Below are 24,700 nucleotides of genomic sequence, written 5' to 3'. Positions count from 1 at the left end.
TCCTTACGAATCGTTTATAATGCGCGGGTAACTGACTCAGCAATCGCTTTTGCGGTCATACTCGGTACATTACCAACAACCGATACATCAAAATTACCGCCATTATGCACATATACTGTCGTTGCACCAGAGGTTAGTGCACCACTTAAACGCTTACCCGGTAATGGACGCTGAATAAATACCGAAATTTCAACAAAACCATCAGAGAACAAGTAATAGTCTGTTAATTCGTTATTTAAATCGAGCTTATGTCTGTCTGATTTTAGTAATTCAAAGCCATCCGGTAACCAACTAATTTGCCAGTTAGTAGCTGTACTGTCTTCGTTTATAAGTGCATCGTTTGGTAAAGGCGTTGGAAAGTTTCGATTGAGCACTTCAAGTAACATACCTGCTGGCTGCTCTGTCACACTAATGTGAGTAAGCTGTAACTGCTCTAAGGCCTCACCTTCATGGTTAACGTACGCGGCTTTTAGTAATAACGACGATTCCATATCCAGCCAAATCCAATAATTATATTTATACTCGTCTTTAGATTCTATGCGAACTAGTTGAGCAGCACGCCCTGCAATACGACCTTTCCCGCCTAATACAAAATCATAGTGCGCGCTTAAGCGATCTATATCTTTAAAAAGCACTTCAGGAATTGGACCCGCTATTGAATCTGTTTTTAGGGAGTATGGTTCAGACTGAGGTTCAAAATAAGTAACTTGGTTGTCAATACGGACCATTTCAAGCCCAGCACCATTAAGTAAACTTAAATGCTCAAGTTCTGTGTCACCTTGTAAAGCATGCACCCATCGGTAGGGTTCCATTGTTTTACCTTTGACAACCACAAACGAAGCGTCAAAATTACGGGTGTGAACGGCATTAGCCATTTTTAGTAATAAATCTTTGGCAGGATTTGTGTCGTTGGCAAATGCATTAAAGCTTACTACCAACGACAGAACAAAAGTGATTACTTTCATTTAATTAGTTTTTTTCCTCAGACGCTTTGGTATTAGTTTGCGCTGTCTCTAAAGAATTCGCAACTCGTGCTTGGCGTTGATGCTCAAGGACTAATGCACCAATACGTTGTTGCTGTAATTCACGTAAACCTTGCTCTGCATTTTCAAGCGCAGGCTCAGATGAGTAACTTACTGGCGACGCCATACCTGTCAGCGGTGTGGTTTGTAGTAATGGAATTTCGCTTTGTTGCTCGTTGTTACTTTGAGGAAGCGTATTAACGCCCACAATAGCAAACATTGCCACACTGGCTGCAATTGCTAGTTGAGCAACTGGCTTGCGCCAATTAAAAGCCACTACTTTATTATCTTGTACCGTCTCAGTGATTGCTTGAGGCTGTGTTTTTGACTGACTAAAGTCAGCATAAACAGGCTCGCTTTCTAGTGCTAATGCAACGCGATCGCTAATATCAATATGTATGTCGTTATTATTTTTTTGAGCACGCATCGCATCACCAATTAACGCATAACGGCCAAACGTAGTTACATCTTGCTCTGCAATTTTTGCATCTGTCAGATGTTGCTCGCCATCAAGTAATGCCGATAACGCTTCGTTATCTAACTTGTTAAGGTGTGCTTTTGTCATACTAAGACTCGCCTATTAATGGGTTTAATTTGTTATCTATTGCTTCACGGGCACGAAATATACGCGAACGCACAGTCCCGACAGGGCAATCCATTACCACTGCTATTTCTTCATAGCTCATCCCTTCGATTTCTCTAAGGGTGATTGCGGTTTTAAGATCTTCAGGCAAACTATCAATCGTATTAAAAATAACAGCGCGTACTTCTTCGCTTAAAAGTAGGTTTTCAGGAGATGCATTAGATCGCATTGAATCTGCACAATCATAAAACTCGGCATCTTCAGCGTCTATATCATTTGCTGGCGGCTTACGCCCCTGGGCTACTAAGTAATTTTTAGCACAATTAACGGCAATACGGTATAACCACGTGTAAAAGGCGCTGTCACCTCTAAAGTTAGGAAGTGCACGGTAAGCTTTAATAAAAGCCTCTTGTGCTACATCAGCAATATCGCCTTGGTTTGATACATAACGTGAGATCAAACCTGCAATTTTGTTTTGATACTTCTTTACTAATAGGTTGAAGGCGTTTTTATCTCCTTGCTGGACCCTTTTTACTAGCACTAAATCTAATTCCTGCTCGCTCATTCGAGCCGGTACTCCTATGTCTGATTTTTGCTTGTTATTCATATTGTCGTCATTGTTCACAAATACTCTGACCTCTTTATGAATAAAAAGTTCTGCTTAATATTATTTTTTTATAAAATAGATGATAAATAACGGCGCTAAGCCTTTAAAATCACTACGTAGTAGTATGACAAATATGGTACAACTACAGATATTAAAAACAAATATTGCTCTATACGAGCATTGTAACCGCAAAGTACCTCTGACATGAACCAAAATAAACATCACATTGCAGATGTCGCTATTATAGGTAGCGGCGCAGCAGGCTTATCACTTGCATTATCTCTAGCTAATTATTGTAACGTTACCGTGATCAGTAAAGGAGCGCTTACAGAAGGTTCTACTTTATATGCTCAAGGTGGTATAGCAGCTGTATTTGATAAACAAAACGACAGCATAGAATCTCATGTTGAAGATACACTCGATGCGGGCGGCGGTTTATGCGACAGAGACGCTGTTCATTATACTGCCAGCAATGCTCACGATTGCCTACAGTGGTTAATCGACCAAGGTGTTCCCTTTGATATGGAGTTTGATAGCAAAGGAAAAGAGCGTTTTCATTTAACACGTGAAGGCGGTCACAGCCATCGTCGTATTTTGCATGCAGCCGATGCTACTGGCAAAGCTGTGCAAACCACGCTTATTAGCCAAGTTAAAATTCATAAGAATATAACGCTCTTAGAGCAATACAATGCTATTGATTTAATTACAGATAAAAGCGCCGGAAAAACAGGATCACACATTGAAGGTATGTATGTGTGGAACAAAAAAGCTAAAAAGGTAGAAACCATTTCAGCTAAATTTGTTGCTCTTGCCACTGGTGGCGCAAGCAAAGTGTATTTGTATACATCTAATCCAGATGTATCAAGTGGTGATGGCATTGCAATGGCATGGCGCGCAGGCTGTAAAGTTGCCAATATGGAATTTAATCAATTTCATCCAACGAGCCTTTATCATCCAGAGCTACAAAACTTTTTAATTACAGAAGCTATGCGCGGTGAAGGGGCTTATTTAAAACGACCTGATGGCACTCGTTTTATGAAAGATTTTGACAGTCGTGAAGAACTTGCTCCACGCGATATAGTGGCACGCGCAATCGATTTTGAAATGAAGCGTTTAGGTGCTAATTGTGTTTATTTAGATATTAGCCACAAAGATAAAGACTTTATTATTGAGCACTTTCCTACTATTTACGCAAAATGCCTAAGTGTAGGGCTTGATATAACAAAAGAAGCAATCCCAGTTGTACCTGCTGCGCATTACACTTGTGGTGGCGTAATGACCGACTTTAACGGTAAAACAGATCTCGATAACTTGTATGCTGTTGGCGAAGTCGCTTACACAGGCCTACATGGTGCAAACCGTATGGCAAGTAATTCATTATTGGAATGTATTGTATTTGCCCACGCTGCAGCTAAAGATATTTTAAGTAAAATTGAACATGCACCAGAGCCAATGGCTCTACCTCATTGGGATGAAAGCCGTGTTAGTAACTCTGATGAAGAAATTGTTATTACCCATAACTGGCATGAACTACGTTTATTTATGTGGGATTATGTAGGTATTGTACGCTCTACTAAACGCTTAGAACGTGCACTGCATAGGGTTGAGTTGCTGCAGCAAGAAATACATGATTATTATGCAAACTTTAGAGTAAGTAATAACTTGCTTGAGCTTCGTAACTTAGTACAAGTGTCAGAACTCATTATTAGAAGTGCAATGGAGCGAAAAGAAAGCAGAGGCCTACATTATACTATTGATTACCCTGAACAAAATGAAAATCCAACACCGACTATTTTGACTCCAAAACGCAATTAATCGCGCTTAAAGTAGCACGTTTTAGACGCGCATAGCTTTGTTCATTAACACCATTGGCTGAAATTATAAGCCAATGGTTGTTACTAAAACCTTTAATATGTAGCCATATATTATTGCCATAAAAACGGCTTTTTTTACTAATTTCACCCTGAATTTTTAAACCTTCACCCTCAAACCTAAATAGCTTGGGTTCTAGAATTATAACGCCATGGTTTGGATGAATTGCCAACACTTTTTGCCACACTAAAAAGCCAGCTAATATATTAATTATCAAACAAAAAAGCATAGCTAGTAGCGAATCTAAAAATAAACATAATATTAAACTGAGCATGCAAAAAAAGACCACAATAGGTTTGTGGTCAGCGTTATTATTAGTAACTGTAAACCTATACACGAACTCGGTCTAAGATCAGCGAAACCATACCGTTTAACTGCTCATCTTTACATTCTTGATGACCCATAAACCATGCAAATAAGTCAGGGTCTTCTTCTGTTAGCAAACGCTGAAAGACAGCCTGTTGCTCTGCGCTCAAAGAGTCGTATGCTTCTTCAACAAACGGCATAAACAAAACATCAAGCTCTAACATGCCACGACGGCAAGCCCAACGAATACGTGCTTTACTATGAATTTCAACCATTTTAAACCTCATACTTAATTGACTCGAGTTTAACAAACACAAGCCTATTTAGCAGCTATTAATCTCTCATTAAAGAATAAACCCGCACCAATAAGCGCTTGTCTGTACCATACGTAACAACTGCGTTATTATGTCACTTCATTTATATTGCAAAGAAGGTTTTTATGTCGAGCGTTTATGCATGTCCGTTATCTCATCAACTTATTAGCCTCTGCGGTGCTGATAAATTATCTTATTTACACGGGCAAATCACTCAAGATCTAAATAAATTAACCAGCAGTAATTATTTGTGGGCTGGCCATTGCAGCGCTAAAGGTAAACTTTGGGGCGTATTTAAATTATTTTCTTATCAAGACAGCTACTACCTTACAGGCAGCGAAAACGAAGTAGAAAAATCGTTAGCTGAGCTAAAAAAGTATGCCGTATTTGCAAAAGTTGACATTAGTGCATGTTCAAAGCGATTAATTGGTCTCATTGGTGATGATTTATCGGATGTACTCGCACAACTTGATATTAACTTTGAAGGTGATGCGAGCGCGTGTGACTTTGAAAGCGGTAAAGCACTAAAATTAGCTGATAACCGTGTTTTATTGATGGTCGATAGCCAGTTTAGTATGCCTGATGACGTATCTACACTTGATAACGAAGCTCCTTGGCAACAAGCATCTATGCTTGCAGGTGAACCTCAGTTAAGTGCAGATGCAATTGGCGAGTATGTTCCTCAAATGGTAAACCTACATGCTATTGGCGGTATAAGCTTTAAAAAAGGGTGTTATACCGGTCAAGAAACTGTGGCTCGTATGAAGTACCTAGGTAAAAATAAGCGTGCAATGTATATAGTCTCAGGTCAAAGCGAAGGGATACTTTCAGAGCCCGATTTAGAAACCCAATTAGGCGAAAACTGGCGCCGTGCGGGTAAACTCATTGCACAAAGCTTTAATGAACAAACAAATAAATTAACAGGCCTCGTTGTGTTGCCAAACGATACTGATGTAACTCAGGTACTTCGTGCAAAACACACACCTCAGGTGGAGCTAAGCATTCTGCCTCTACCCTACTCTCTTGAAGATGAATAAATAGGAATGACTATGATCGTTGCGGCAAACAAAGTGGTAAAAATGCATTATTCGGTAATGGATAATGATGGCAATAGCATTGATAATTCGTTCGGTGGTGAGCCACTACACTTTATCATTGGCACAGGCTACTTAATTTCAGGCCTAGAAAATGCTTTGCAAGGCAAACAACCAGGCGACACACTTAGCGTAAAAGTTGAACCTGATGAAGGTTATGGCGAACGCCACGATAACCTAATGCAAGCTGTACCTAAGTCGATGTTTGAAGGTATGGAAATTGAAGTCGGCATGCAATTTCGTGCATCAACAGATGATGGTGACCAATCAGTAATGATCATCGATATCCAAGATGAAGAAGTTATTGTAGATGGTAATAACCCACTTGCAGGCATAACACTTAACTTTGATGTAGAGATATTAGAAGTACGTGATGCAACCGAAGAAGAACTCACTCATGGTCATGTACATGGTGAAGGTGGATGTGGTCACGACCACTAATACACTGTTAAACCAAGTGAAAAAGCGCCTAGGGCGCTTTTTTTATATCATATTGTTGCGCTTAACCGTTTCAGTTTTTGCCTTACTAGGTAGCGCGATTGATACATTATTTTCTTTTAGAGCGGCTAGTAAACCTTTTTGATCGTTTGTGCCAACTCGATACAAAGTGCCATCTTTAAGCGTTAGCTGTATTGCACTAAAGCCAGATACTGTATACACCCAACCATCGTGAGTAATTCGCATACCAATACCGTGTCTGTAAGAGTTTTGGACTGCCTTAGCTTCTACTACTTCGCCAAGCTCAATGCTTTGCCCTGCAACGCCTGGGCCAAACGCCCAGCTAATTTTTTTATCATCTACTTTTACTGTTAAACCATGGAACAAAAAGCCCACCAGCACTAAAATCCCAGCAAATATCATTAAAGGTCCATCAGCGCCTAACAAGTTCCATGCAAGCGCTACAAAACCGCCTATCCACGCTAATACAAAAAAGATAAACACCGCATACTGTTTATGCTGATACATAATATTCTCTAAATTAAATAAATACTTAAAAGCTGTACACCAATGTAGCACTCAGCTCTGAGTCAAACTTGAGTTTATCATCTTCGGGTTTTGAATTATAACGATACATGTAGGTAAATTTGAGTGATACCGCACCAATCACTTGGCTTATTAGTGCGGTTTCCGATTTTAAGCGAGAATTAAGACCTGAGAGCGACTGCTCTATACTCACATCTTGATTAAAACGAGTACGCTTAGAAACCAAACGTTCCCACTGCATTGCAACACGTACTAAATAACCGGTTTTATTAATTTCATCTTCGCTCACATCCGAATCTTCATCGGCTACTGAACGGTATAAACCAGGTCCTATATCAATATCTACTTTGTTTTTAGAGCCTTGATATACACGCGCACCATAGCCTGTCGCCACCGTACTTTTAAAATCAAGTCCACTAAACTCATCTTCTTCGTAATCACCGTAAATAAAAAATGAGGAGTTTTTAACACCTACTTTATAGTTACCTTGCGCAGATACAAAAACACGATTAGCTGTAACATCAGTGCCACCGCTTTCATCGTTCTCATCACGCTTATAAAGAGAGTCTATTTTAAATTGGTTACGCCACTTTTCAAAGTCTTGGTATAAATTACCTTTGAGCTTAAAACTGGTCGAATTGGTGTTACCTTTACTTAGAATAAAGCCAAATTCAGTATCACCGTAGAACATGTCACCTTTGTGTAACTCATGAATTTCTTCATCAGAGAGCTTGCCATATTCATGAAAATCTTCAAATGGATCAACGGCCCAACTTGGGCTGCTAATTATTAAAAAAATTAAAAATAAATACTTACGCACAATACTCTCTCTGCACACAATTATAAAAATAAGCAGTATTGCTTATTCAGTTTCTTTCCATAAAATATGACAAAACGGAGCATCTTTATCACGACTAATCAAAATTTTAGCAAACAAAACATCATCATTTTCAAATTCTAAACCAACCAACACCTGAATAAAGTGCTCTGGCTCTATTTCAAGGGCTACAAAGTCTTGCCACTGGTCATCTGGCTCGTCTTCTTCAATAAAGCCTAGGTCTTCTCTAAACTCATTAAAGTCTTCAACATCTTTTTCACTCAAGTTATTTGGCGCTAACTCTAAAAAAATATCATAAGCTTGGTGAGTAGCTTCTTCTACCGTATATAAACGTGGACCCGACATATGTGCTTAACCTTAAGCTTTTAAGTTGCGCTATATTATCAAATCTCATCATCATTTTGATAAAAAAAAGCTTAAAACACTGACTTTTTTGTAACCGAGTCATGCTTTATTCAGCATACAACTAAAACGACAAATAACAACTCACCTAACCTATTGAATATAAAGATTACTTTTATTATTTAAGTTAAAATAACAACGTAAAATATTTTTATTATCTTAGGTCCGAATTGTTTAGCCTTTTCTCATCTAAAACCAATCCTTTAAGACTACGGCTTTAGCAATAAATTCCATTTATTTAAAAAATACCGTCACTTTACTTAATTCCTATAACAACATAAGCTCAAGCAACAGGTCAGAGGAGTGTGTAATGATAAAACTAGAAAAACAAAATGGCATTGCAACCGTCACGCTTAGCAGAGCAAAAAAACAAAATGCATTAAGTTTTGAAATGTTTGTAGAGCTAAACAAAGTCATTAAAAATATAAAAAGAGATCGCAGTATTCGTGCTGTAGTAATAAAAGGCGATGGCGAGCATTTTTGTGCAGGCCTTGATATATCTGCAGTAATGGCTACACCAATGAACATAGTGAAATTATTGCTTAAATGGTTACCAGGCAATCAAAATTTAGCGCAAAAAGTAGTATTAGGCTGGCAGTCACTTAGTGTGCCCGTTATTGCACAAATTGATGGCAACTGTTTAGGGGGTGGTTTGCAAATAGCTTTGGGGGCAGATTACAGAGTTGTTCATATTGATGCCAAACTTGCCATTATGGAAGCGCGTTGGGGATTGTGCCCCGATATGGGCGCAAATGTAATGATGAGCGGTTTAGTTAAGCGCGACCAAGCACTTTGGCTTGCAAGCCACGCAAACCCAATCACTGCACAACAAGCAAATGAGCTAGGTTTGGTTACTAAACTTACCGATGATACTCAACAAGCAACGCAAAACATGCTCGATACATTACTTGAGCGTTCACCAGATACGCTTGCTGCTATTAAACGTGTTACACAACTTAGCTATAAACCAAACCAACGAAAAATACTCGCTAAAGAAACCTTAAGCCAAATTCGCTTATTGCTAAACCCAAACACAAAAAAGCAATTGCTAAAGCAAAAGGAAAAGGAAAAGCGGATATAACCTACGCAAATACAAAGCACTGGTAGACTATTGCACAATGCATAAAAGAGTTTGATTTGTTAAAGTTAAGCTCTTATCTTTTCTGTGAGCCACTTTGATGAAATATCTGCTCAGTAGCGCTATTATTTTACTATGTTTAGCCTGCGCTAAACTCATTATGCACTTTATTAGTGGAAGCTTTCCTGCACCGTTACTTGCTATGGTTATTTTATTAGTTTTACTCTTATCGGGTATTGTAAAAGAGCAACATGTAAAACCATGCGCCTCCCCTATTTTAAATATTATGCCTATCTTTTTCATTCCTGCGGGTGTGGGATTTATTGAACATCTCGGCCTTATAAAATCGCACTGGGCATTTTTAGCATCAGTTGTGGTGTTAGTCCCTGTAACTACCTTGTTGCTTGTTAGTAGTGTAATTGCGCACTTTAAGGGAAGAGAAAATAATGACTAATTTTACTATTTCAGAGCTACAGCCTACTTTATGGTGGCTAAGTATTCCTTTTATTATTGTATTGTTTTTAGCACTAAGGGCCGTAAACCAAAGTATAAAAAACAGCGTATTTAAATCACTCACTAACCCCGTATTTTTAAGTATTAGTATTATCGCTTTATTACTAGTTAATCTAAATTTGTCTTATACGCAATTTGCCTCGCACAGCAAATTACTAAGCTGGTTATTAGAGCCCGCGATTGTGGCTTTAGCGCTTCCTTTATATCAGCAGTTTACACACGTACGAAAAAACTTATTACTTATAGTCGCAACATGTAGCCTAGGTATTGTTAACGCAACCGTAGTGGCATTTTTGCTAAGCATATTATTTAATGCGCCTGCGCAGCTAAGTGCATCTGTTGCCGCACTCAGTGTCACAACCCCAATATCTTTAATTGTCACTGATTCATTAGGGGGGATTAGCTCACTTGCAGCGGCTTTAGTTATTTTTATTGGTTTACTAGGCGCTTTATTTGGCTTTATGCTTTTTAAACTCATTAATATCTTTAATCACGAATCTCAAGGTGTTGCCATGGGCACAGCTTGTCATGCAATTGGGACTGCCGCTGCTATTGCCGAGCATCCAAAAGTTGGCGCTTACTCATCGGTTGCAATGGCGCTAAGCGCTTTACTAACAGCGATTATAGTACCGCTGTTATATCCATTTTTAGTCAACATTTTGCTATAGTTGGAAAAATACAACATAGCCCTAACATAGAGCGCTTTATGATCAGTTCTGAAATCGAACAGTTTGAAAAATATTACACCATGCTTACTGAGTATATGGTTACCTACAGTATGCAAATTGTCGGTGCTATTTTTATCGTCCTCATTGGTTTGTGGATAGCGCAAAAGCTTGCCAAATTTGTAGCGGCCTTAATGACCCGTCATAACGTTGACATTACGCTTACTAACTTTGTCAGTAGCGTGGTAAAAGTACTGCTAATTGTAATGGTTATAATTATTGCACTTGGCAAAATAGGTATCAGTGTTACGCCATTTGTAGCAGCCATTGGTGCTGCGTCTTTGGGTGCAGGTTTAGCGCTGCAAGGAATGCTCTCTAACTATGGTGCAGGCCTTGCCATTATAGCCACTCGACCTTTTGTTGTTGGTGATACTATTGAAGTTAAAAATGTAAGCGGCCAAGTTAAAACAATTGAGCTTGGCTACACTATTTTAATCAATGAAGAAAAAGTAGAAATTACCATTCCAAATAAGCACATAGTAGGTGAAATACTTCATAACTCATTTAGTTACTCATTGGTCAAAGGTGAAATAGATATAGCCTATAGTGCTTGCTCTGATAATGCGATTAGCCTTATTGAAGACGTACTTAAAGCACACGAATTAGTCGCACAAAATCCGTTATCACAAGTGGGTATTGAACGCTTTGCCGATAGCGGTGTTACAATAAGCTACCGATATTGGGTACCTACCACTAAAATTATTGAAACCAAGCTGGCTATTAATGGCGGTGTTTATAAAGCAATTAATAACGCTGATATTGAAATCCCATTCCCTCAACGCGTCATTACTATAAATAAAAGCGATATATAGTCATAAAATCCAGTGGGTAATTCAATATTGAATTACCCACATCAATAAACTTCTTTTACTGCGTAAAAACTCCTTATCTGTTTGTTATTTTATCTGTAATATAAAGACTTGGTTAAAAAAGTCGGCTAATCACTCGCTTTAATTACATAATAACAATAATGAGCCATTATGAATCGCAGCCCTTTTTATTTAGGTGATTGGCAAGTCAATCCCCAGTCAAATACTCTTCAGCGTGCAGAAAAAAATAAACAGTTAGAACCAAAAGCCATGGATGTGTTAGTTCATCTTTGCTTCCAAAAAGGCGAAATTGTTACTACTGACGAGCTATTAGATCAATGCTGGAAAAATGTTGAGGTAGGCGATAACCCGCTGCATAAAACAATTACCCAGTTACGAAAAGCCCTCGGTGATAAAGCAAGTGAACCCACCTACATAGAAACTATTCGCAAACGTGGTTACCGCGTTATTGCAAAACTTGAGTTTCCTCTGGCTGAAGATATAAAAAAAAGTGAAAACACATGGCAAGGTGGCTCTCCTTTTTTAGGATTAAGCGCCTACAACCCAAGCGATACACACCTATTTTTTGGCCGCAATCAATCTATAGAAACGTTACTCAATAGAATATCGAGCCAAGTTAAATTTGGTCGTGCTTTTTGCTTAATACTTGGCCCTAGCGGTACGGGTAAATCTTCGCTTGTTAATGCTGGGATTTTACCAAAACTGCTAGATGAGCGAGGCTATAACGGCATTGGGGTTATTTCTTATAGCCAACTCGACTTTGCAGATGTTCATAAAAATAGACTTTTTTTAGATTTAGCTTCTGCATTGCTTGATTGGGATATAAATGGCCTTCCTGTATTTGAAGGATTAAGCGCGCAAACACTGGCAGAGCAACTAGAATTGGCAATCGATGGCGTAATCAACGCCATACAAATTGCACTTAGCAAAGCCTCTACACAACTTAAAACACCACAGTTATTTTTATTTATTGACCGCTTAGAAGTACTGCTTTCTTCTCCTTTATTTAGTAGCGAAACACGCAGCCATTTTTTATCAGTTATTGAGCGCTTAGCAACCTCTAAAACTGTGATTGTATTTAGTGCGTGTCGTAACGACTTTTACCCTTTAGTGGTTGAACAACCAAGTCTAATGGCAGGCAAAGCTCATGGCGCGCACTACGATTTAACACCGCCAAATCGCCAAGAGCTTCAACAAATTATTCGCCTGCCAGCGTTAACCGCTAATTTAACGTTCTCCAATGACCCACAAACCCAAACACCACTGGATGAAATATTGTGCGCCGATACAGCCAATAACCCCGATGCACTGCCCATGCTACAATACACATTGCAAGAGCTGTACTTACAGCGCAGTGATAATAACGAGCTACTGCACAGTGTTTACACAAAACTCGGTGGTATTGAGGGCGCCATAGGCAAAAAAGCAGAAGATATATTTATTGACCTTAGTAACGAGCAACAACAGCAACTAAAAAGCGTGTTATCACAGCTGATCACTTTAAATCCAGATGGTAAAACCATTACGAGCCGCGCTGCCCGCTGGCAAACATTAACGAACACAAGCCAAAAAGAGCTTGTGCAAGCCATGGTCGATAGCCGTTTATTTGTATCGCATTTACAAAACCAAGAAGCCTGCTTTAGCCTTGCTCACGAGGCATTATTACGTCAATGGCCGCGCGCAAAACAATGGATTAATGACCATAAAGATGCCTTAGCAATAAAAAGTCGTTTACAACACCAAGCGCAAAATTGGATAGATGAAGGTAAAAGTAGTGCTTACCTCCTAGCGCCAGGTAAACCGCTACAAGAAGCGCAGCTATTACTAAACGACAAACTGTTTAAATTAGATGATAACGAGCACACTCTTATCAAAAGCTCTATTAAAAAAACAAAAACAAAAATAAGAGTAAAACGAGTGACCGTTGCTTTATTGTGCTTACTTACATTTACCGCGTTATTAATGAGCTTTACTAGTTTTAAGGCCCAACAACATGCGCAAAAGAAACAGCTTGAGGCCGAAAGCTTACTAGGGTTTATGGTGGGTGACTTTGCCGATAAATTACGTAGCGTTGAACGTATGGACTTACTTGATGGTATTAGTAATAAAGCACTTGAGTATTTTACTGAGCAAACTGACGATTCAAGTTCTCTCTTTAGCTTTAGCGATAATAAAGCACAATTTAACAACCGTTTTCAGTACGCACAAACCCTCGAAGCAATGGGTGAAGTAGCTTATTCCCGAGGTAAAACCGATGAAGCCTTTACCGCCTTTGAAAACGCCCGCACCCGCCTTGAGGCATTATTAAAAATACAGCCTAACAACTTAGAGCTACTCACGCTTGCAGGTGCCAATGCCTTTTGGCTTGGTCAATTAGCTTATGATCAAAATGATCATCAAGCTACTGAGCAAATGTTTAAAAAATACCACGCTTACAGTAAAAAAATGTATGCGCTGGCAGCCAATGATTTTAACTCCATTATGGAATTGTCGTATTCATCTAATTCTTTAGGTTCTTTATACATAGAAAAGTCTGACTACAGCGCTGCAAAAAAGAACTTTACAGAGTCGCTTTTACTTAAAAATAAAGCACTTGAACTAAAACCGAATAACAAAAATTTACTTCGAGATAAATCAGATACGATTAGTTGGCTTGCAAAAACAGAAGAGAAGCTAAGTAACTTTAATGAAGCAGTTAATATATTGGAAGGTGCAGTTGAGGTAATCACAAAATTGACTGCTAACTACCCTAGTGATGCAAGCCTTTTTTACACGTCAGCAAACATATATATGCAACAAAGTTATTTACTGAGCTATTTGAGTGATAAACGGATGGCTCATAAAAAAGCCAGCTTGGCTAATCAAGTTATCAATGAAGCTTTAGTACAAGATCCAAAAAACAATAAATTTCAGCTTATGTATTATCGCTCTTTAGCACATTCACTAATGCTATCTACTGATGAAAGTACTGACTCAACAATTGAAAAAATAATTAATTTTTTAAAATCTCAAAATTTTAAAAATACCAGCACTATCAATACACAAATTACACTGATTCAATATTTTATAAATAGACAATCACCACTCAAAGCACAGGAGTTATTAACTGAGCTTGAGAATAATGAAAACTACACACATCAATTAGCCAACCTAACTAGAACTGGTGATTACTTAGTACATACAAGAATAAACTTAATCAAAGCGAACTTAGCTACAACTAATAAACAGCGAGAGCAATTTTGCTTAAGTGCTATCAAAACTATTTCTGAAGCAGCAAAAACAAGTCAGAGCGTAAAAATAACATACCCACTAGTACAAGCTTATACCTGTTTAAACAGAGAAGACGAGATATCAGAAATAAAAACAAGCCTAGTTAAATTAGGCATTACGAACTTCCAACTATAATTACTCATAAAGGAAATGATATGAATAACACCCTAGAAAATGTCGACTTTCAAGTAAATATTAAACTTAACAACGGTGAAGCTATTTTTAGTTATACAAAAAATGGCGAACCCGCTACTGGCGGTGGTGTTGTAAGAACCGAAACCGCTGGCAACTACAATTTAGACGACGCCACAATTCAAAATGGTTTCGTATTTACTGGCGCTACTATCACCGATATCGACACACAAAAACCATGCGCCCAAGACTTCAGCTATAAAGTAAGTGATAACGGCCACACAATTATCATTACCGACACAGACGAAAATAATGGATCTGTATGCTTAATCTTTAACGTTGAGTGTAATGGCAAAAAATATGAAAGCGCCGATCCTCAAGTTAAGAATGAAAAAGAACTCTAATTAGCAACGCTTCTTTTTAAATTGCACTGGCCTATTAATTGCGGTGCAATTTTTTAAAAACGCCCCTAAATAAACATTAAATAACAATAACTTAAATCAGAAGGTTACCGAAAGGTTTAAAACCCATAAATTAAATAAACTCCTAGACATAAAGTTTCATTAACAATAAAAATGAGCAACACCATGTCTAACAATAATGAAAATAGCAGAGCAAACAACACCGACAACGCTGTATCTGCATTAATCAGCAGCATTTCTAATACCGTTAACAATGAAAAAATAAGCGCAATTATTAATGTCACTAATGTCATGGCCGATGCTATTTTTATTGTTAATGCAGATGGAGTGTTTGAATCAGTAAATCCCGTTGCAGCTCGTTTTTTTAATGTTACGTCTGACTCATTAATAGGTAAAAAATGGCAAGATTGTTTACAAGAACAGTATCGCGATGACTATCAATACATGTTTGAAAGTTGGAAAAACAACTATCAAACACCACTCAATCATGGCCCAAAAGAAGTTAAAATAATAAAAAACAATGGTAACTGTTTAGATATAGAGCTCTCAATTTCTTGTATACCCGCATCAACCACAAACAATACTCCTCTATTTATTTGTATTATGCATGATATTTCTAGGCATGTTAAAAAGTATAAAGTACTCGAAAACATAGCCAAAATAGATCACCTTACAGGCGTCGCTAATCGCTGCACTTTAGAGAAGGCGATTATTAAAAATTGGCAAGAATGCATAGTAGACAAACAGCCTTTGAGTTTTATCTTGATCGATATTGATTTTTTTAAACTGTTTAATGATAATTTTGGTCATGTAAAGGGTGATAAATGTTTGCAAAAAGTAGCTCAAACAATTGAAGACTGCCTCCCCTCAAAAGATAGTTTAGTAGCACGCTATGGTGGTGAAGAGTTTGCTGTTGTATTACCCCGCTCACATGTCTCAAATGCAGAAATGATCGCAAAACGTATTCAAGAAAAAATACTCAACATTAATTTTAGAGATATTGGTTTGCCAGCGAATGTAAAGATAAGTGTAAGCCAGGGTTTAGCGTGTGAATACGATAATCAGTACAGAACATCTGAGGCATTAATATGCGCGGCTGATACGGCTTTATATAGAGCGAAGTCGGAAGGTCGTAATAAATTATGTATAAGGTGATGTACTAACTATTTGGTATAGCCTTTATCTACTAAAATAAAAAACCGCAATTGCGGTTTTTTATTACTTAAGAAAAGCTTAAACGTCGATTAGCAGCCCTTCGTCTTTTTTAATCTTTTCGATCACCATATAAGTATGATGAGTGCCCACGCCGGGAATATCGACTAAGTCGCCAAGAACTTGTCTATATTCTTCCATATTAGACACGCGGATTTTTAATAAATAATCATAACCGCCTGCCACCATGTCGCATTCAACGACTTGTTGTATTCTTAGTATATGCTCTCTAAATACCTTAAATACTGCTGTATTTGAAGCAACAAGCGACACTTGAACATGTGCTACTAAGCTTTGATTAAGCTTTGCTTCGCTAAGCTTAGCGTAGTAGCCTTCGATATAGCCTTCTTGCTCTAATCGTTTTACACGATCAAGACACGGGCTTGCACTCAAATTAACCTGTTTTGCGAGGTTAACATTTGAAATTCTGCCGTTCTTTTGTAGAACGTCTAGTATGGCTAAATCAATACGATCTAGCATGCGTAATCTATTTGGAATTGTCATAACAGAATTTTATGCGGATAAGTTAAATTTATGCCCTGTAAATTATCGTAAAACGCGAAATTTAACCAGCATATTCTGCTGAAATTTAATTAGAATGCACTCACAATATCACTGGTAATTTATTGGTAATTAATTTTACTTTAATTCTTAACACTCCTGAGGGTTGCTTATGTTATTCAACGGCGATTTAACAACGATTTGTCCTATTAGACAAAGAATCCGTGACTTCTACCGCATAGATGAAAATGCGGTTATTGATCATATTTTACCGCTTGCAGAAGTAGGCGTAAAAGCACGAAGTCGTGCCTGGGAAAGAGCCCGCCAGATTGTTTTAAACATTCGTAAAGAGCAAGATGGGCAAGGCGGTGTTGATGCGCTTTTAAATGAATTTTCACTCTCTAGTGAAGAAGGCGTTGTATTAATGTGTTTGGCCGAAGCACTGCTTCGCGTACCAGATAAAGCGACTCAAGATGTACTTATTCGTGACAAGTTAGCGAAAGGTGATTGGAGCTCTCATTTAGGCAGCAGCGATTCTTTATTCGTAAACGCGTCTTCTTGGGGATTATTAGTTACCGGTAAAATGGTTAACTACACAGACAAAACGAAAGAACAACAGTTCGGCATGCTTAAAAAGACCATTGGTCGTTTAGGTGAGCCAGTTATTCGTAAGTCTGTAAATTTTGCTATGAAAATTATGGGTAAGCAATTCGTTATGGGTCGTACCATTGACGAAGCAATTGAACGTGCTGCCGATACAGAGCAAAAAGGTTATGTATATTCTTACGATATGCTAGGCGAAGGCGCGCGCACAATGAAAGATGCGAAGCGTTACTTTGACAGCTACATGAATGCTATACACTCGATTGGTAAAGCGGCAAATGGTCGTGGTCCAATTAAGAGCCCTGGTATTTCAGTTAAGCTTTCTGCTATTCATCCACGTTATGAGTTCACTCATAAAGACCGTGTGATGGAAGAAATTGTACCAAAGTTAAAAGAGCTTGCGCTTGCTGCTAAGAAATACGATATCGGCTTTACCGTTGATGCTGAAGAAGCTGACCGTTTAGATATTTCATTAGATGTCATTGAAGCGGTATTTAGTGATGAAGATCTTGGTGATTGGCAAGGATTTGGCTTAGCGGTTCAAGCGTACCAAAAACGCGCTATTTTTGTAATTGAATGGCTAACAGACCTTGCAACCCGTGTTGGTCGTAAGATGATGGTACGTTTAGTTAAGGGCGCGTACTGGGATACTGAAATCAAAACCACACAACAAGATGGTTTAGAGCATTTCCCTGTATTTACTCGTAAAGCAACAACCGATGTTTCTTACAAAGCATGTGCAATTAAAATGCTTGAAGCGCGCGACGTACTTTATCCACAATTTGCAACGCACAACGCTTACACTGCCGCGACTATTTTAGAAGTAGCGAAAGGCGACAACACCGGTTTTGAATTTCAACGTTTGCACGGTATGGGTGAATCATTATTCGACCAAATCGTTAACGAAGAAAAAATTCAATGTCGTGTATATGCACCGGTTGGTCAACACGAAGACCTACTTGCTTACCTTGTTCGTCGTTTGTTAGAAAATGGTGCTAACTCATCATTTGTAAACGCGATTGTAGATACAACAAAACCTGTTGAATCATTACTACCAGACCCTGTAGAAACACTGCAAGGCCTGCGTAACAAGTACAATACGCAAATCAAAATGCCAATTGATTTATACGGTGAAGAACGTGCTAACTCTAAAGGCATGGATTTAACCGATATTAACGTTATTACCCCTTTCAAAGAGAATCTTGAAACATGGTTTAATGAGCACTTAATTGAGCAAAGCCAAGTACCAGAAGGCTCATTGGCTGTTAAAAACCCAGCAAATCACAAAGAAATCATCGGCCACGTTAAGTTACAAACTGGCGAAGAGATGAAAGTATTACTGGCTAACGCTGAAGCGGCACTTGAATCATGGTCACAAACACCAGTAAAAGAGCGTGCTAATTTACTGCGCCGCGTTGCTGACATTTTAGAGCGTCATCATGATGAACTAGTCGCTATCTGTATTAAAGAAGCGGGTAAAGTAGCGCAAGATGGTATTGATGAAGTACGTGAAGCGGTTGATTTTTGTCGTTACTACGCAGCGCGCGCTGAAGAGTTATCTAAAGATGAGCGTTTCGAAGCCCGTGGCGTTATTTTATGTATTAGCCCGTGGAACTTCCCGCTTGCAATATTCTTAGGTCAAGTTGCTGCTGCGATTGTTACAGGTAACACTGTAATTGCTAAGCCTGCTGAGCAAACAAGTTTAATCGCCCTTCGTGCCATTGAACTAATGCTATCTGTTGGTTTACCTGAGCACGTTGTTCAACCGGTTATCGCTCGCGGCTCAGAAGTAGGTAAAACAATTGTTCCTGATGAGCGCATTCAAGCGGTTATGTTTACAGGTTCTACTGAAACAGGCACATTAATTTCTCAAACACTTGCTGCACGTAACGATATTCAAGTACCGTTAATTGCAGAAACAGGTGGCCAAAACTGTATGATTGTTGACTCAACGGCGCTTCCTGAGCAAGTAGTTGACGATGTGATCAGTTCTGGTTTTCAAAGTGCTGGCCAACGTTGTTCTGCTCTTCGTGTTTTATTCATTCAAGATGACGTAGCTGATGGCATTATCGAAATGCTTAAAGGCGCTCTAGCTGAGTTACACATTGGCGATCCATCGTTACTATCAACTGATGTTGGCCCTGTAATTGATGAAAAAGCACTTAAAAACTTAAATGAACACGTTGAGTACTTAAAAGGTAATTCTATACTTCATTACGAATGTAAAATTCCTGATAATACTCAAAATGGCGCATACTTTTTTGCACCTCGTTTATACGAAATTAAAGACTTATCAGTACTTAAACGTGAAGTATTTGGCCCATGTGTTCATATTGTTCGCTTTAAATCGAATGAACTTGATGATGTGATGGATCAAATAAATAACACGGGCTATGGTCTGACAATGGGTGTTCACTCACGTATTGAAGAGCGCTGTGAGTACCTTGCTAAAATGTCACGTGCGGGTAATGTTTACATTAACCGAAACATGATTGGTGCCATTGTTGGTGTGCAACCGTTTGGTGGCCGTGGTTTATCAGGTACTGGCCCTAAAGCCGGTGGCCCTAACTACCTACAACGTTTAGTAAAAGAAAAAGCATCACCAGATAACGTACAAATGACTAACCTAACGCCTGACGAACTTGATTTACACCACTACAGCGGTGCGAATGAGCAAGTTAAAAAGCTAATGGCTAACTCAATGCGCGATGAGAAAATCTGGCGTGCAACACCACTAAACGACCGTGTTTCGGCTGTACGTCAGTTGCTTGCTAAAATCGCGACGGTAGAAATTATCGACGATTTAGCAGACGACTTAGCATTAACATTATCAGAAGCACGTGCACAGCTTAACCGCCTTGAAAAGCACATGCGTAAGTTTACTACCCTGCCTGGGCCAACGGGTGAGTCTAATACACTTCATCTAGAAGCACGTGGTTGTGTAGTGTGTTATGCAGATAAGAGCACATCATTTAACTTCTGGGCATTGTCTATCATCACTGCTATTGCCGCAGGTAATACGGTAATTACTGTAGCGTCTGAGCTGTTTTATGATGAAGCCGTTGCCTTTAAAGATAAATTTATCTCTACAGGTGTTGCAGAAGGTGTTTTCCAAGTAGCTAAACCTAACCAGTTACAAGCTATTTTGGCGCACCCTCATTTAGCCGGTGCGGTAGTTGCTGCTCGCTCGTCTCGCTTGGGCTACTTTAGTCAACAGCTTGCACAGCGTAAAGGTGCTATTTTACCAGTAATTAGCTCTGAGTATTACGATACATTAATCAAACGTCTTATTACTGAAAAAACAATCAGTATTGATACAACAGCATCAGGTGGTAACACATCACTAATGACGCTTGTTGAAGATGATGAATAATTAAGCTAATGCTTTTTAACTAAAAAATAAAAAAGGCACTGAAAAGTGCCTTTTTTATTAGGTAGTAACGTATATATTTGTTAGCTTAATGAAAGATTAACAATAGAAGTAATAAATTTGAAAATAATTCCTGTAGGTCAGTTACTGCCTGGTATGTTTGTGCAAAGCGTTACTAGACAAACTGGCAGTATTAAAATTAAAAATCAAGGCTGGATTAAAACTCAGGCTGGTATTAATAACCTAATAAAAGCAGGTATTTTAGAAGTAGAAATCGACCCTGATAAAACCCTCATTGAATCAGTCCCTGAAAAAGCTCCTATTGCTGTACCTGCAACAAAAATAAAGCGTGACCCTTGGCAAAAAACACACAGTGCCGAACAAGAAATGGGAAAGGCAAAAAAACTGTATGACGAAGCTAAAACACTGCAAATAAAAGCATTTAAAGATATTAAAGCAGGCCGCGATATAGATATTGCACCGTTCAAAGAGCTGGCAAGTGGCTTTATGGACTCTGTTTTTAGAAACCAAGATGCCCTAGCCTGCCTTACCCAAATGCGCCAAAAAGATGCTTACCTACTTGAGCACTCTATTAATGTATCGATATTAATGGGGATTTTCGCTAAGCATTTAGGTATAGAAAAAAACATTATCGTTGAACTGACTACCGGCGCACTTTTACACGACATTGGTAAGATAAAAATCCCTGATGAAATACTCAATAAGCCGGGTCGCTTTACCGATGATGAATTTAAAATAATGAAAATGCACTCGCTTTTCAGTAAAGAAATATTAGAAGAATCTGGCTTAACGGGTATCGCGGTTGATATTGCAGGTATGCATCATGAAAGGCTTGATGGTAAAGGCTATCCGTTTGGTAAAAAGGGCGACGAAATAAGTCAGTACGTGCGTATGGCATCAATTGTAGATGTGTATGATGCACTTACCGCAGAACGTGTTTACAAAGCAGGCATGGAGCCAATAAAAGCCTTTAAAATACTAAAAGACGGATGCCCAGATAGCTTCGATCCCATGCTGCTTAATAAGTTTATTCAATGTATTGGTATTCATCCGGTAGGAACGCTCGTTAGATTATCGAGTCAAAAAGTTGGTTTAGTGACCGAGAGTAATCCCAGTACACCACTAAAGCCTATCGTTAAAACATTTTACAGCGCTAAACATAGTCGCTATACAGAGATAAAAGATATCGATTTATCTAATAAAAAAACCTTAGATACCCTTGAATCAGCGGTGAAACCTAAAGAATATAATATTGATTTAGAACGCTTTTATAAAAACTCAATATTACCCTAAGTAATATTGAGAGCTCAACATTCTACCGAGCTCTCAACATAATAGCTAAACGTTTACTGCGGCCAGTCTTGCAAAGCCTTTAAGCTAAACTCATAACCATCAAAATCAAGTACACTTTGCTCAGGTGTAATCTCTCTTACAGTTAAAGCACCTATGCTCTCTCCTTCATGTAACTCTCGGCCATTTAGCTTGATCCAACGTTTGTCAGCACTCGATGAATAAATATGCGCTTGATATTTAATACTAGGCAACATTGATTGCAAACCATCTGGTAGTAATTCTACAGGCTCAACACGTGATGACGTTTTTGATGCATGGGTAACTTCATAATCCTGATTTTTTTCGACGTCTTGTATAGCTTGCGCAAACGCATTTTTAAGTGTTGTAGGCACCTCATCAAGCTCAGGATCGCTCATCTGTTGAGATTGGTTGTTACCATTAATTGGCTTACCTAGTACTTTATATTTACTCATATCTAGTTGAGCTGATGCTGTATTTTGACTTTGCCCAAATACCGAAGCGTTCTGTGTATTATTTGGATTGTAATTATTTTGTGGATTAAATACTGGCTGATTATAATTTTGAACTGGCATTACTTGTTGCACGTTCTGCTGATTATAACCCGTTGCGCTCGTGACCGGACTCGATGGCATAGGAATATATTGCCCATTAGGCGTTAATAACATTTGCTGTACACCATTAGGTGTTTGCACATGTACAAGTTGCCCTTCAATCGTTGCAGTATTATTTGGAGCTATTTTAGCGGGTTCTAACTTAGCTATTTGCTGCTTTTCAACTGCGGCATCTACCTCTTTAACTTGTTCTTTAGGTGACGATTTTTCGCTTTCAACCACCTTAATTACAGCGGGTTCCGATGTGTTTAATAAAGTAGTACCTTGTAACCACTTACCCGTAGTAAACCCACCAGCTACCGCAATAAAAGCAGCTAAGCTTGTACCAAATACTAACGCTAATCGTCTATAACGCTTAAGTGCTTGCTGTTGCTTTAACTGCTCTGATTGTAAGTCGTATTGCTCAGCACTCATATCTGATTGCTGCGACTGCTTTAGCGCATCTAATAAATAAGACATAACTTACCTAACTATAAAATAAATGAAAGCCCAATGCCTACGGCAAATAAAGCAGCGAATGCAAGGCTATATGGTACAAATGACGTTGCTTTGTTGGCCTCATTAACTGGCGCTACAAAATCCATGGGTAATGACTCATGTGCTGATTTTTTTATTATATCGCTATCAACTATCAACTGCTGCTTTGCAAAAGTGCCTACCAAAGCTCGCTCACATACCAAGTTCATTAATCGTGGCACACCACCGGTTAATTGATGAACAGCTTGCATGGCATCCATCGAAAAAATTCCTTTATCACATCCTGCAACATGTAACCGATGCTTTATGTAAGCAACTGTTTGGCCTTGCGTAAGTGGTAATAAATGGTAACGAGCTGTTATTCTCTGGGCGAGTTGCCTTAATTCATTGCGCTTTAAAAGCTCTTGCAGCTCAGGTTGACCAACCAATACTATTTGTAATAATTTTTTATGATCGGTTTCTATATTTGTCAGCAAGCGTAATTGTTCAAGCACATTAGGGGCAAGTAACTGCGCTTCATCAATTATAAGTATGGTGTGCCCACCCGATTTATTATTGGTCTCTAAGTGCTTTTTTATAATATCGGTAAGACTTTTAAGCGTCGCATTATTAGCATCGTAACTAATGTTGAGCTCATCACAAATACTAGCCAATAACTCTAGCTCTGAAAGTGCTGGGTTATGGATCATCGCTACTTGCGTGTTTTCAGGTAACTGCTCTAACATACTGCGGGTAATTGTAGTTTTACCAGTACCCACTTCGCCTGTTAATAATACAAAACCACCGTCTTCACCTAATCCATAGGTAAGGTGTGCTAAGGCTTCTTTATGTCGTTCACTTAAAAATAAGTAATGAGGGTTGGGCGAAATTGAAAAAGGTTTTTCATTCAGGCCAAAATAGCTTAAATACACCGTGATGTTCCTTCGTAATTAAATCACGGCCTATAATGGCAAAAAAACGCACTAAGTGACAACGTTGTAAGCGCTTTATTATTGAAATAACGTAAATTTATGTAAAACAAAAAAATGCAGCGGTTTTAAGGCTGCACTTTCATCTGTCTAATCTTAGTATGTAATTTACTCTTCGTAGCGAACTAACCGTAAATACACATTACTTGTTTTAGCGTGCAAACTATTCAGGCCACTATCAAATTGATAAACCCATGCAGAGCTCATCGTGCTCACACCCGATGTATTTGACCAATAGTTTTGAAGCTTAGTACCAAAAAACACCTCTTCATTAATGCTCGGCTCGGTGCAACTGTGCTCTAAAATACTCGCCAACTCTTTAATGTTAGGCATTTGCCAATCATCGTAATCTGCGGTTGTATCATTTTTAGCACCGCGTAGTGCTTCTTGCCAAGTAAGAGAAGGTGTAGAGCCTTCGCAAAGCTGCGTCTCTGTATTATAAATTTGCCCATAACTACAACGTTGCCACATAAGGCCTGTTTCGGTATCTGACACTGTGCCATCTGTATTTATAGTAAATCTATCTGTCGGCGTTGTGGTATCTGCACCGTCGTAGCACGTTTGCGCCGCTGCAATATTAAAGCTCAAGCTTATAGTTGCTAGTGCATAGAGTAATTTTAATCTCATTATT

The 24,700-nt window shown here is 38.7% G+C and carries 23 protein-coding genes and 1 pseudogene; 12 read left to right on the top strand and 12 right to left on the bottom strand.

From position 1 onward, the window contains the following. Nucleotides 1–14: 14 nt before the first annotated feature. From I6E82_RS02480 to rpoE, 3 genes are read right to left on the bottom strand one after another with little or no spacing between them, the layout of a single operon-like run. Complete coding sequence (locus tag I6E82_RS02480) at nt 15–965, bottom strand: MucB/RseB C-terminal domain-containing protein (RefSeq protein WP_007581719.1); 951 nt, start codon at nt 963–965, stop codon at nt 15–17. 4 nt (nt 966–969) lie between these two features. Further along, nucleotides 970–1,587, bottom strand: coding sequence for a sigma-E factor negative regulatory protein (locus I6E82_RS02475; protein ID WP_007581717.1), 618 nt, complete (start codon nt 1,585–1,587; stop codon nt 970–972). Between the two features lies 1 nt (nt 1,588). Continuing rightward, the gene (gene rpoE, locus I6E82_RS02470) at nt 1,589–2,170 is read right to left on the bottom strand and encodes an RNA polymerase sigma factor RpoE (RefSeq protein WP_002958721.1); all 582 of its coding nucleotides are present in this window, start codon (nt 2,168–2,170) and stop codon (nt 1,589–1,591) included. Between the two features lie 246 nt (nt 2,171–2,416). Between rpoE and nadB the strand changes: the two genes are divergently transcribed. Next, entirely contained in the window at nt 2,417–4,027 is a 1,611-nt protein-coding gene (gene nadB, locus I6E82_RS02465; protein WP_007581714.1) for an L-aspartate oxidase, read from the top strand. On the opposite strand, the gene I6E82_RS19805 is transcribed toward nadB, so the two are convergent. After that, a complete protein-coding gene (locus I6E82_RS19805) occupies nt 4,002–4,358 on the bottom strand; it encodes a hypothetical protein (RefSeq protein ID WP_007581712.1) in 357 nt (118 codons plus the stop codon). The two genes, nadB and I6E82_RS19805, sit on opposite strands and share 26 nt — an antisense overlap. A 55-nt stretch (nt 4,359–4,413) precedes the next feature. Beyond that, complete coding sequence (locus I6E82_RS02460; RefSeq protein ID WP_197116622.1) at nt 4,414–4,665, bottom strand: FAD assembly factor SdhE; 252 nt, start codon at nt 4,663–4,665, stop codon at nt 4,414–4,416. Nucleotides 4,666–4,829: 164 nt separating this feature from the next. On the opposite strand from I6E82_RS02460, the gene ygfZ reads away from it, so the two are divergent. Continuing rightward, entirely contained in the window at nt 4,830–5,741 is a 912-nt protein-coding gene (gene ygfZ, locus I6E82_RS02455; RefSeq protein ID WP_165741703.1) for a CAF17-like 4Fe-4S cluster assembly/insertion protein YgfZ, read from the top strand. Between the two features lie 12 nt (nt 5,742–5,753). Continuing rightward, nucleotides 5,754–6,239, top strand: a complete 486-nt coding sequence (locus I6E82_RS02450) for an FKBP-type peptidyl-prolyl cis-trans isomerase (RefSeq protein WP_007581704.1) — start codon at nt 5,754–5,756, stop codon at nt 6,237–6,239. A 42-nt stretch (nt 6,240–6,281) separates the two neighbouring features. Here I6E82_RS02450 and I6E82_RS02445 read toward each other — a convergent pair whose 3' ends face one another. Genes I6E82_RS02445 through I6E82_RS02435 form a run of 3 tightly spaced genes read right to left on the bottom strand, consistent with a single transcriptional unit; the run spans nt 6,282 to nt 7,965 of the window. Further along, on the bottom strand, nt 6,282–6,764 hold the full coding sequence (locus tag I6E82_RS02445; RefSeq protein ID WP_197116621.1) for a hypothetical protein: 483 nt from the start codon (nt 6,762–6,764) through the stop codon (nt 6,282–6,284). A gap of 25 nt (nt 6,765–6,789) precedes the next feature. Continuing rightward, nucleotides 6,790–7,602 (bottom strand): DUF481 domain-containing protein, encoded by an 813-nt coding sequence (locus I6E82_RS02440; protein WP_007581700.1) that lies wholly within the window; start codon nt 7,600–7,602, stop codon nt 6,790–6,792. Nucleotides 7,603–7,644: 42 nt separating this feature from the next. After that, nucleotides 7,645–7,965, bottom strand: coding sequence for an HI1450 family dsDNA-mimic protein (locus I6E82_RS02435; protein ID WP_007581697.1), 321 nt, complete (start codon nt 7,963–7,965; stop codon nt 7,645–7,647). A gap of 367 nt (nt 7,966–8,332) precedes the next feature. Between I6E82_RS02435 and I6E82_RS02430 the strand changes: the two are divergent. The 7 genes and pseudogenes from I6E82_RS02430 (at nt 8,333) to I6E82_RS02400 (ending at nt 16,147) form a co-directional block, all read left to right on the top strand. Then, nucleotides 8,333–9,129: pseudogene (locus I6E82_RS02430) on the top strand (crotonase/enoyl-CoA hydratase family protein). A gap of 71 nt (nt 9,130–9,200) precedes the next feature. Continuing rightward, nucleotides 9,201–9,554 carry a CidA/LrgA family protein gene (locus tag I6E82_RS02425; protein ID WP_197116619.1) on the top strand — a complete coding sequence of 118 codons (354 nt, stop codon included), beginning with the start codon at nt 9,201–9,203 and terminating at the stop codon, nt 9,552–9,554. Beyond that, nucleotides 9,547–10,281 carry an LrgB family protein gene (locus tag I6E82_RS02420; RefSeq protein WP_007581691.1) on the top strand — a complete coding sequence of 245 codons (735 nt, stop codon included), beginning with the start codon at nt 9,547–9,549 and terminating at the stop codon, nt 10,279–10,281. Before I6E82_RS02425 ends, I6E82_RS02420 begins: the two co-directional genes overlap by 8 nt. Nucleotides 10,282–10,319: 38 nt before the next feature. Next, a complete protein-coding gene (locus I6E82_RS02415) occupies nt 10,320–11,150 on the top strand; it encodes a mechanosensitive ion channel family protein (RefSeq protein ID WP_008167991.1) in 831 nt (276 codons plus the stop codon). A 168-nt stretch (nt 11,151–11,318) separates the two neighbouring features. Beyond that, nucleotides 11,319–14,573, top strand: a complete 3,255-nt coding sequence (locus I6E82_RS02410; RefSeq protein WP_197116617.1) for an nSTAND1 domain-containing NTPase — start codon at nt 11,319–11,321, stop codon at nt 14,571–14,573. Nucleotides 14,574–14,593: 20 nt separating this feature from the next. Then, nucleotides 14,594–14,974, top strand: a complete 381-nt coding sequence (locus tag I6E82_RS02405; protein WP_121954205.1) for a DP-EP family protein — start codon at nt 14,594–14,596, stop codon at nt 14,972–14,974. Between the two features lie 183 nt (nt 14,975–15,157). After that, nucleotides 15,158–16,147, top strand: coding sequence for a sensor domain-containing diguanylate cyclase (locus I6E82_RS02400; RefSeq protein ID WP_121954206.1), 990 nt, complete (start codon nt 15,158–15,160; stop codon nt 16,145–16,147). 78 nt (nt 16,148–16,225) lie between these two features. Here I6E82_RS02400 and I6E82_RS02395 read toward each other — a convergent pair whose 3' ends face one another. Beyond that, a complete protein-coding gene (locus I6E82_RS02395) occupies nt 16,226–16,708 on the bottom strand; it encodes a winged helix-turn-helix transcriptional regulator (RefSeq protein ID WP_024598591.1) in 483 nt (160 codons plus the stop codon). Between the two features lie 169 nt (nt 16,709–16,877). On the opposite strand from I6E82_RS02395, the gene putA reads away from it, so the two are divergent. Then, complete coding sequence (gene putA, locus I6E82_RS02390; protein WP_010553201.1) at nt 16,878–20,681, top strand: bifunctional proline dehydrogenase/L-glutamate gamma-semialdehyde dehydrogenase PutA; 3,804 nt, start codon at nt 16,878–16,880, stop codon at nt 20,679–20,681. A gap of 117 nt (nt 20,682–20,798) precedes the next feature. Then, nucleotides 20,799–21,992 carry an HD-GYP domain-containing protein gene (locus tag I6E82_RS02385; protein ID WP_121954207.1) on the top strand — a complete coding sequence of 398 codons (1,194 nt, stop codon included), beginning with the start codon at nt 20,799–20,801 and terminating at the stop codon, nt 21,990–21,992. A gap of 53 nt (nt 21,993–22,045) precedes the next feature. Here I6E82_RS02385 and I6E82_RS02380 read toward each other — a convergent pair whose 3' ends face one another. The 3 genes from I6E82_RS02380 to I6E82_RS02370 all read right to left on the bottom strand — a co-directional run bounded on the left by I6E82_RS02380 (nt 22,046) and on the right by I6E82_RS02370 (nt 24,696). Next, nucleotides 22,046–23,083 carry a general secretion pathway protein GspB gene (locus tag I6E82_RS02380; protein WP_121954208.1) on the bottom strand — a complete coding sequence of 346 codons (1,038 nt, stop codon included), beginning with the start codon at nt 23,081–23,083 and terminating at the stop codon, nt 22,046–22,048. Nucleotides 23,084–23,094: 11 nt separating this feature from the next. Beyond that, the gene (locus I6E82_RS02375) at nt 23,095–24,012 is read right to left on the bottom strand and encodes an ExeA family protein (RefSeq protein WP_024590013.1); all 918 of its coding nucleotides are present in this window, start codon (nt 24,010–24,012) and stop codon (nt 23,095–23,097) included. Between the two features lie 165 nt (nt 24,013–24,177). Next, nucleotides 24,178–24,696 (bottom strand): Lcl C-terminal domain-containing protein, encoded by a 519-nt coding sequence (locus tag I6E82_RS02370; RefSeq protein WP_024590014.1) that lies wholly within the window; start codon nt 24,694–24,696, stop codon nt 24,178–24,180. Between the last annotated feature and the right edge of the window lie 4 nt (nt 24,697–24,700).

The sequence above is a fragment of the Pseudoalteromonas sp. NZS11 genome (assembly GCF_015864765.1).
GTDB classification, from domain to species: domain Bacteria; phylum Pseudomonadota; class Gammaproteobacteria; order Enterobacterales; family Alteromonadaceae; genus Pseudoalteromonas; species Pseudoalteromonas arctica.
This window is presented reverse-complemented; position numbering and strand designations above follow the sequence as displayed.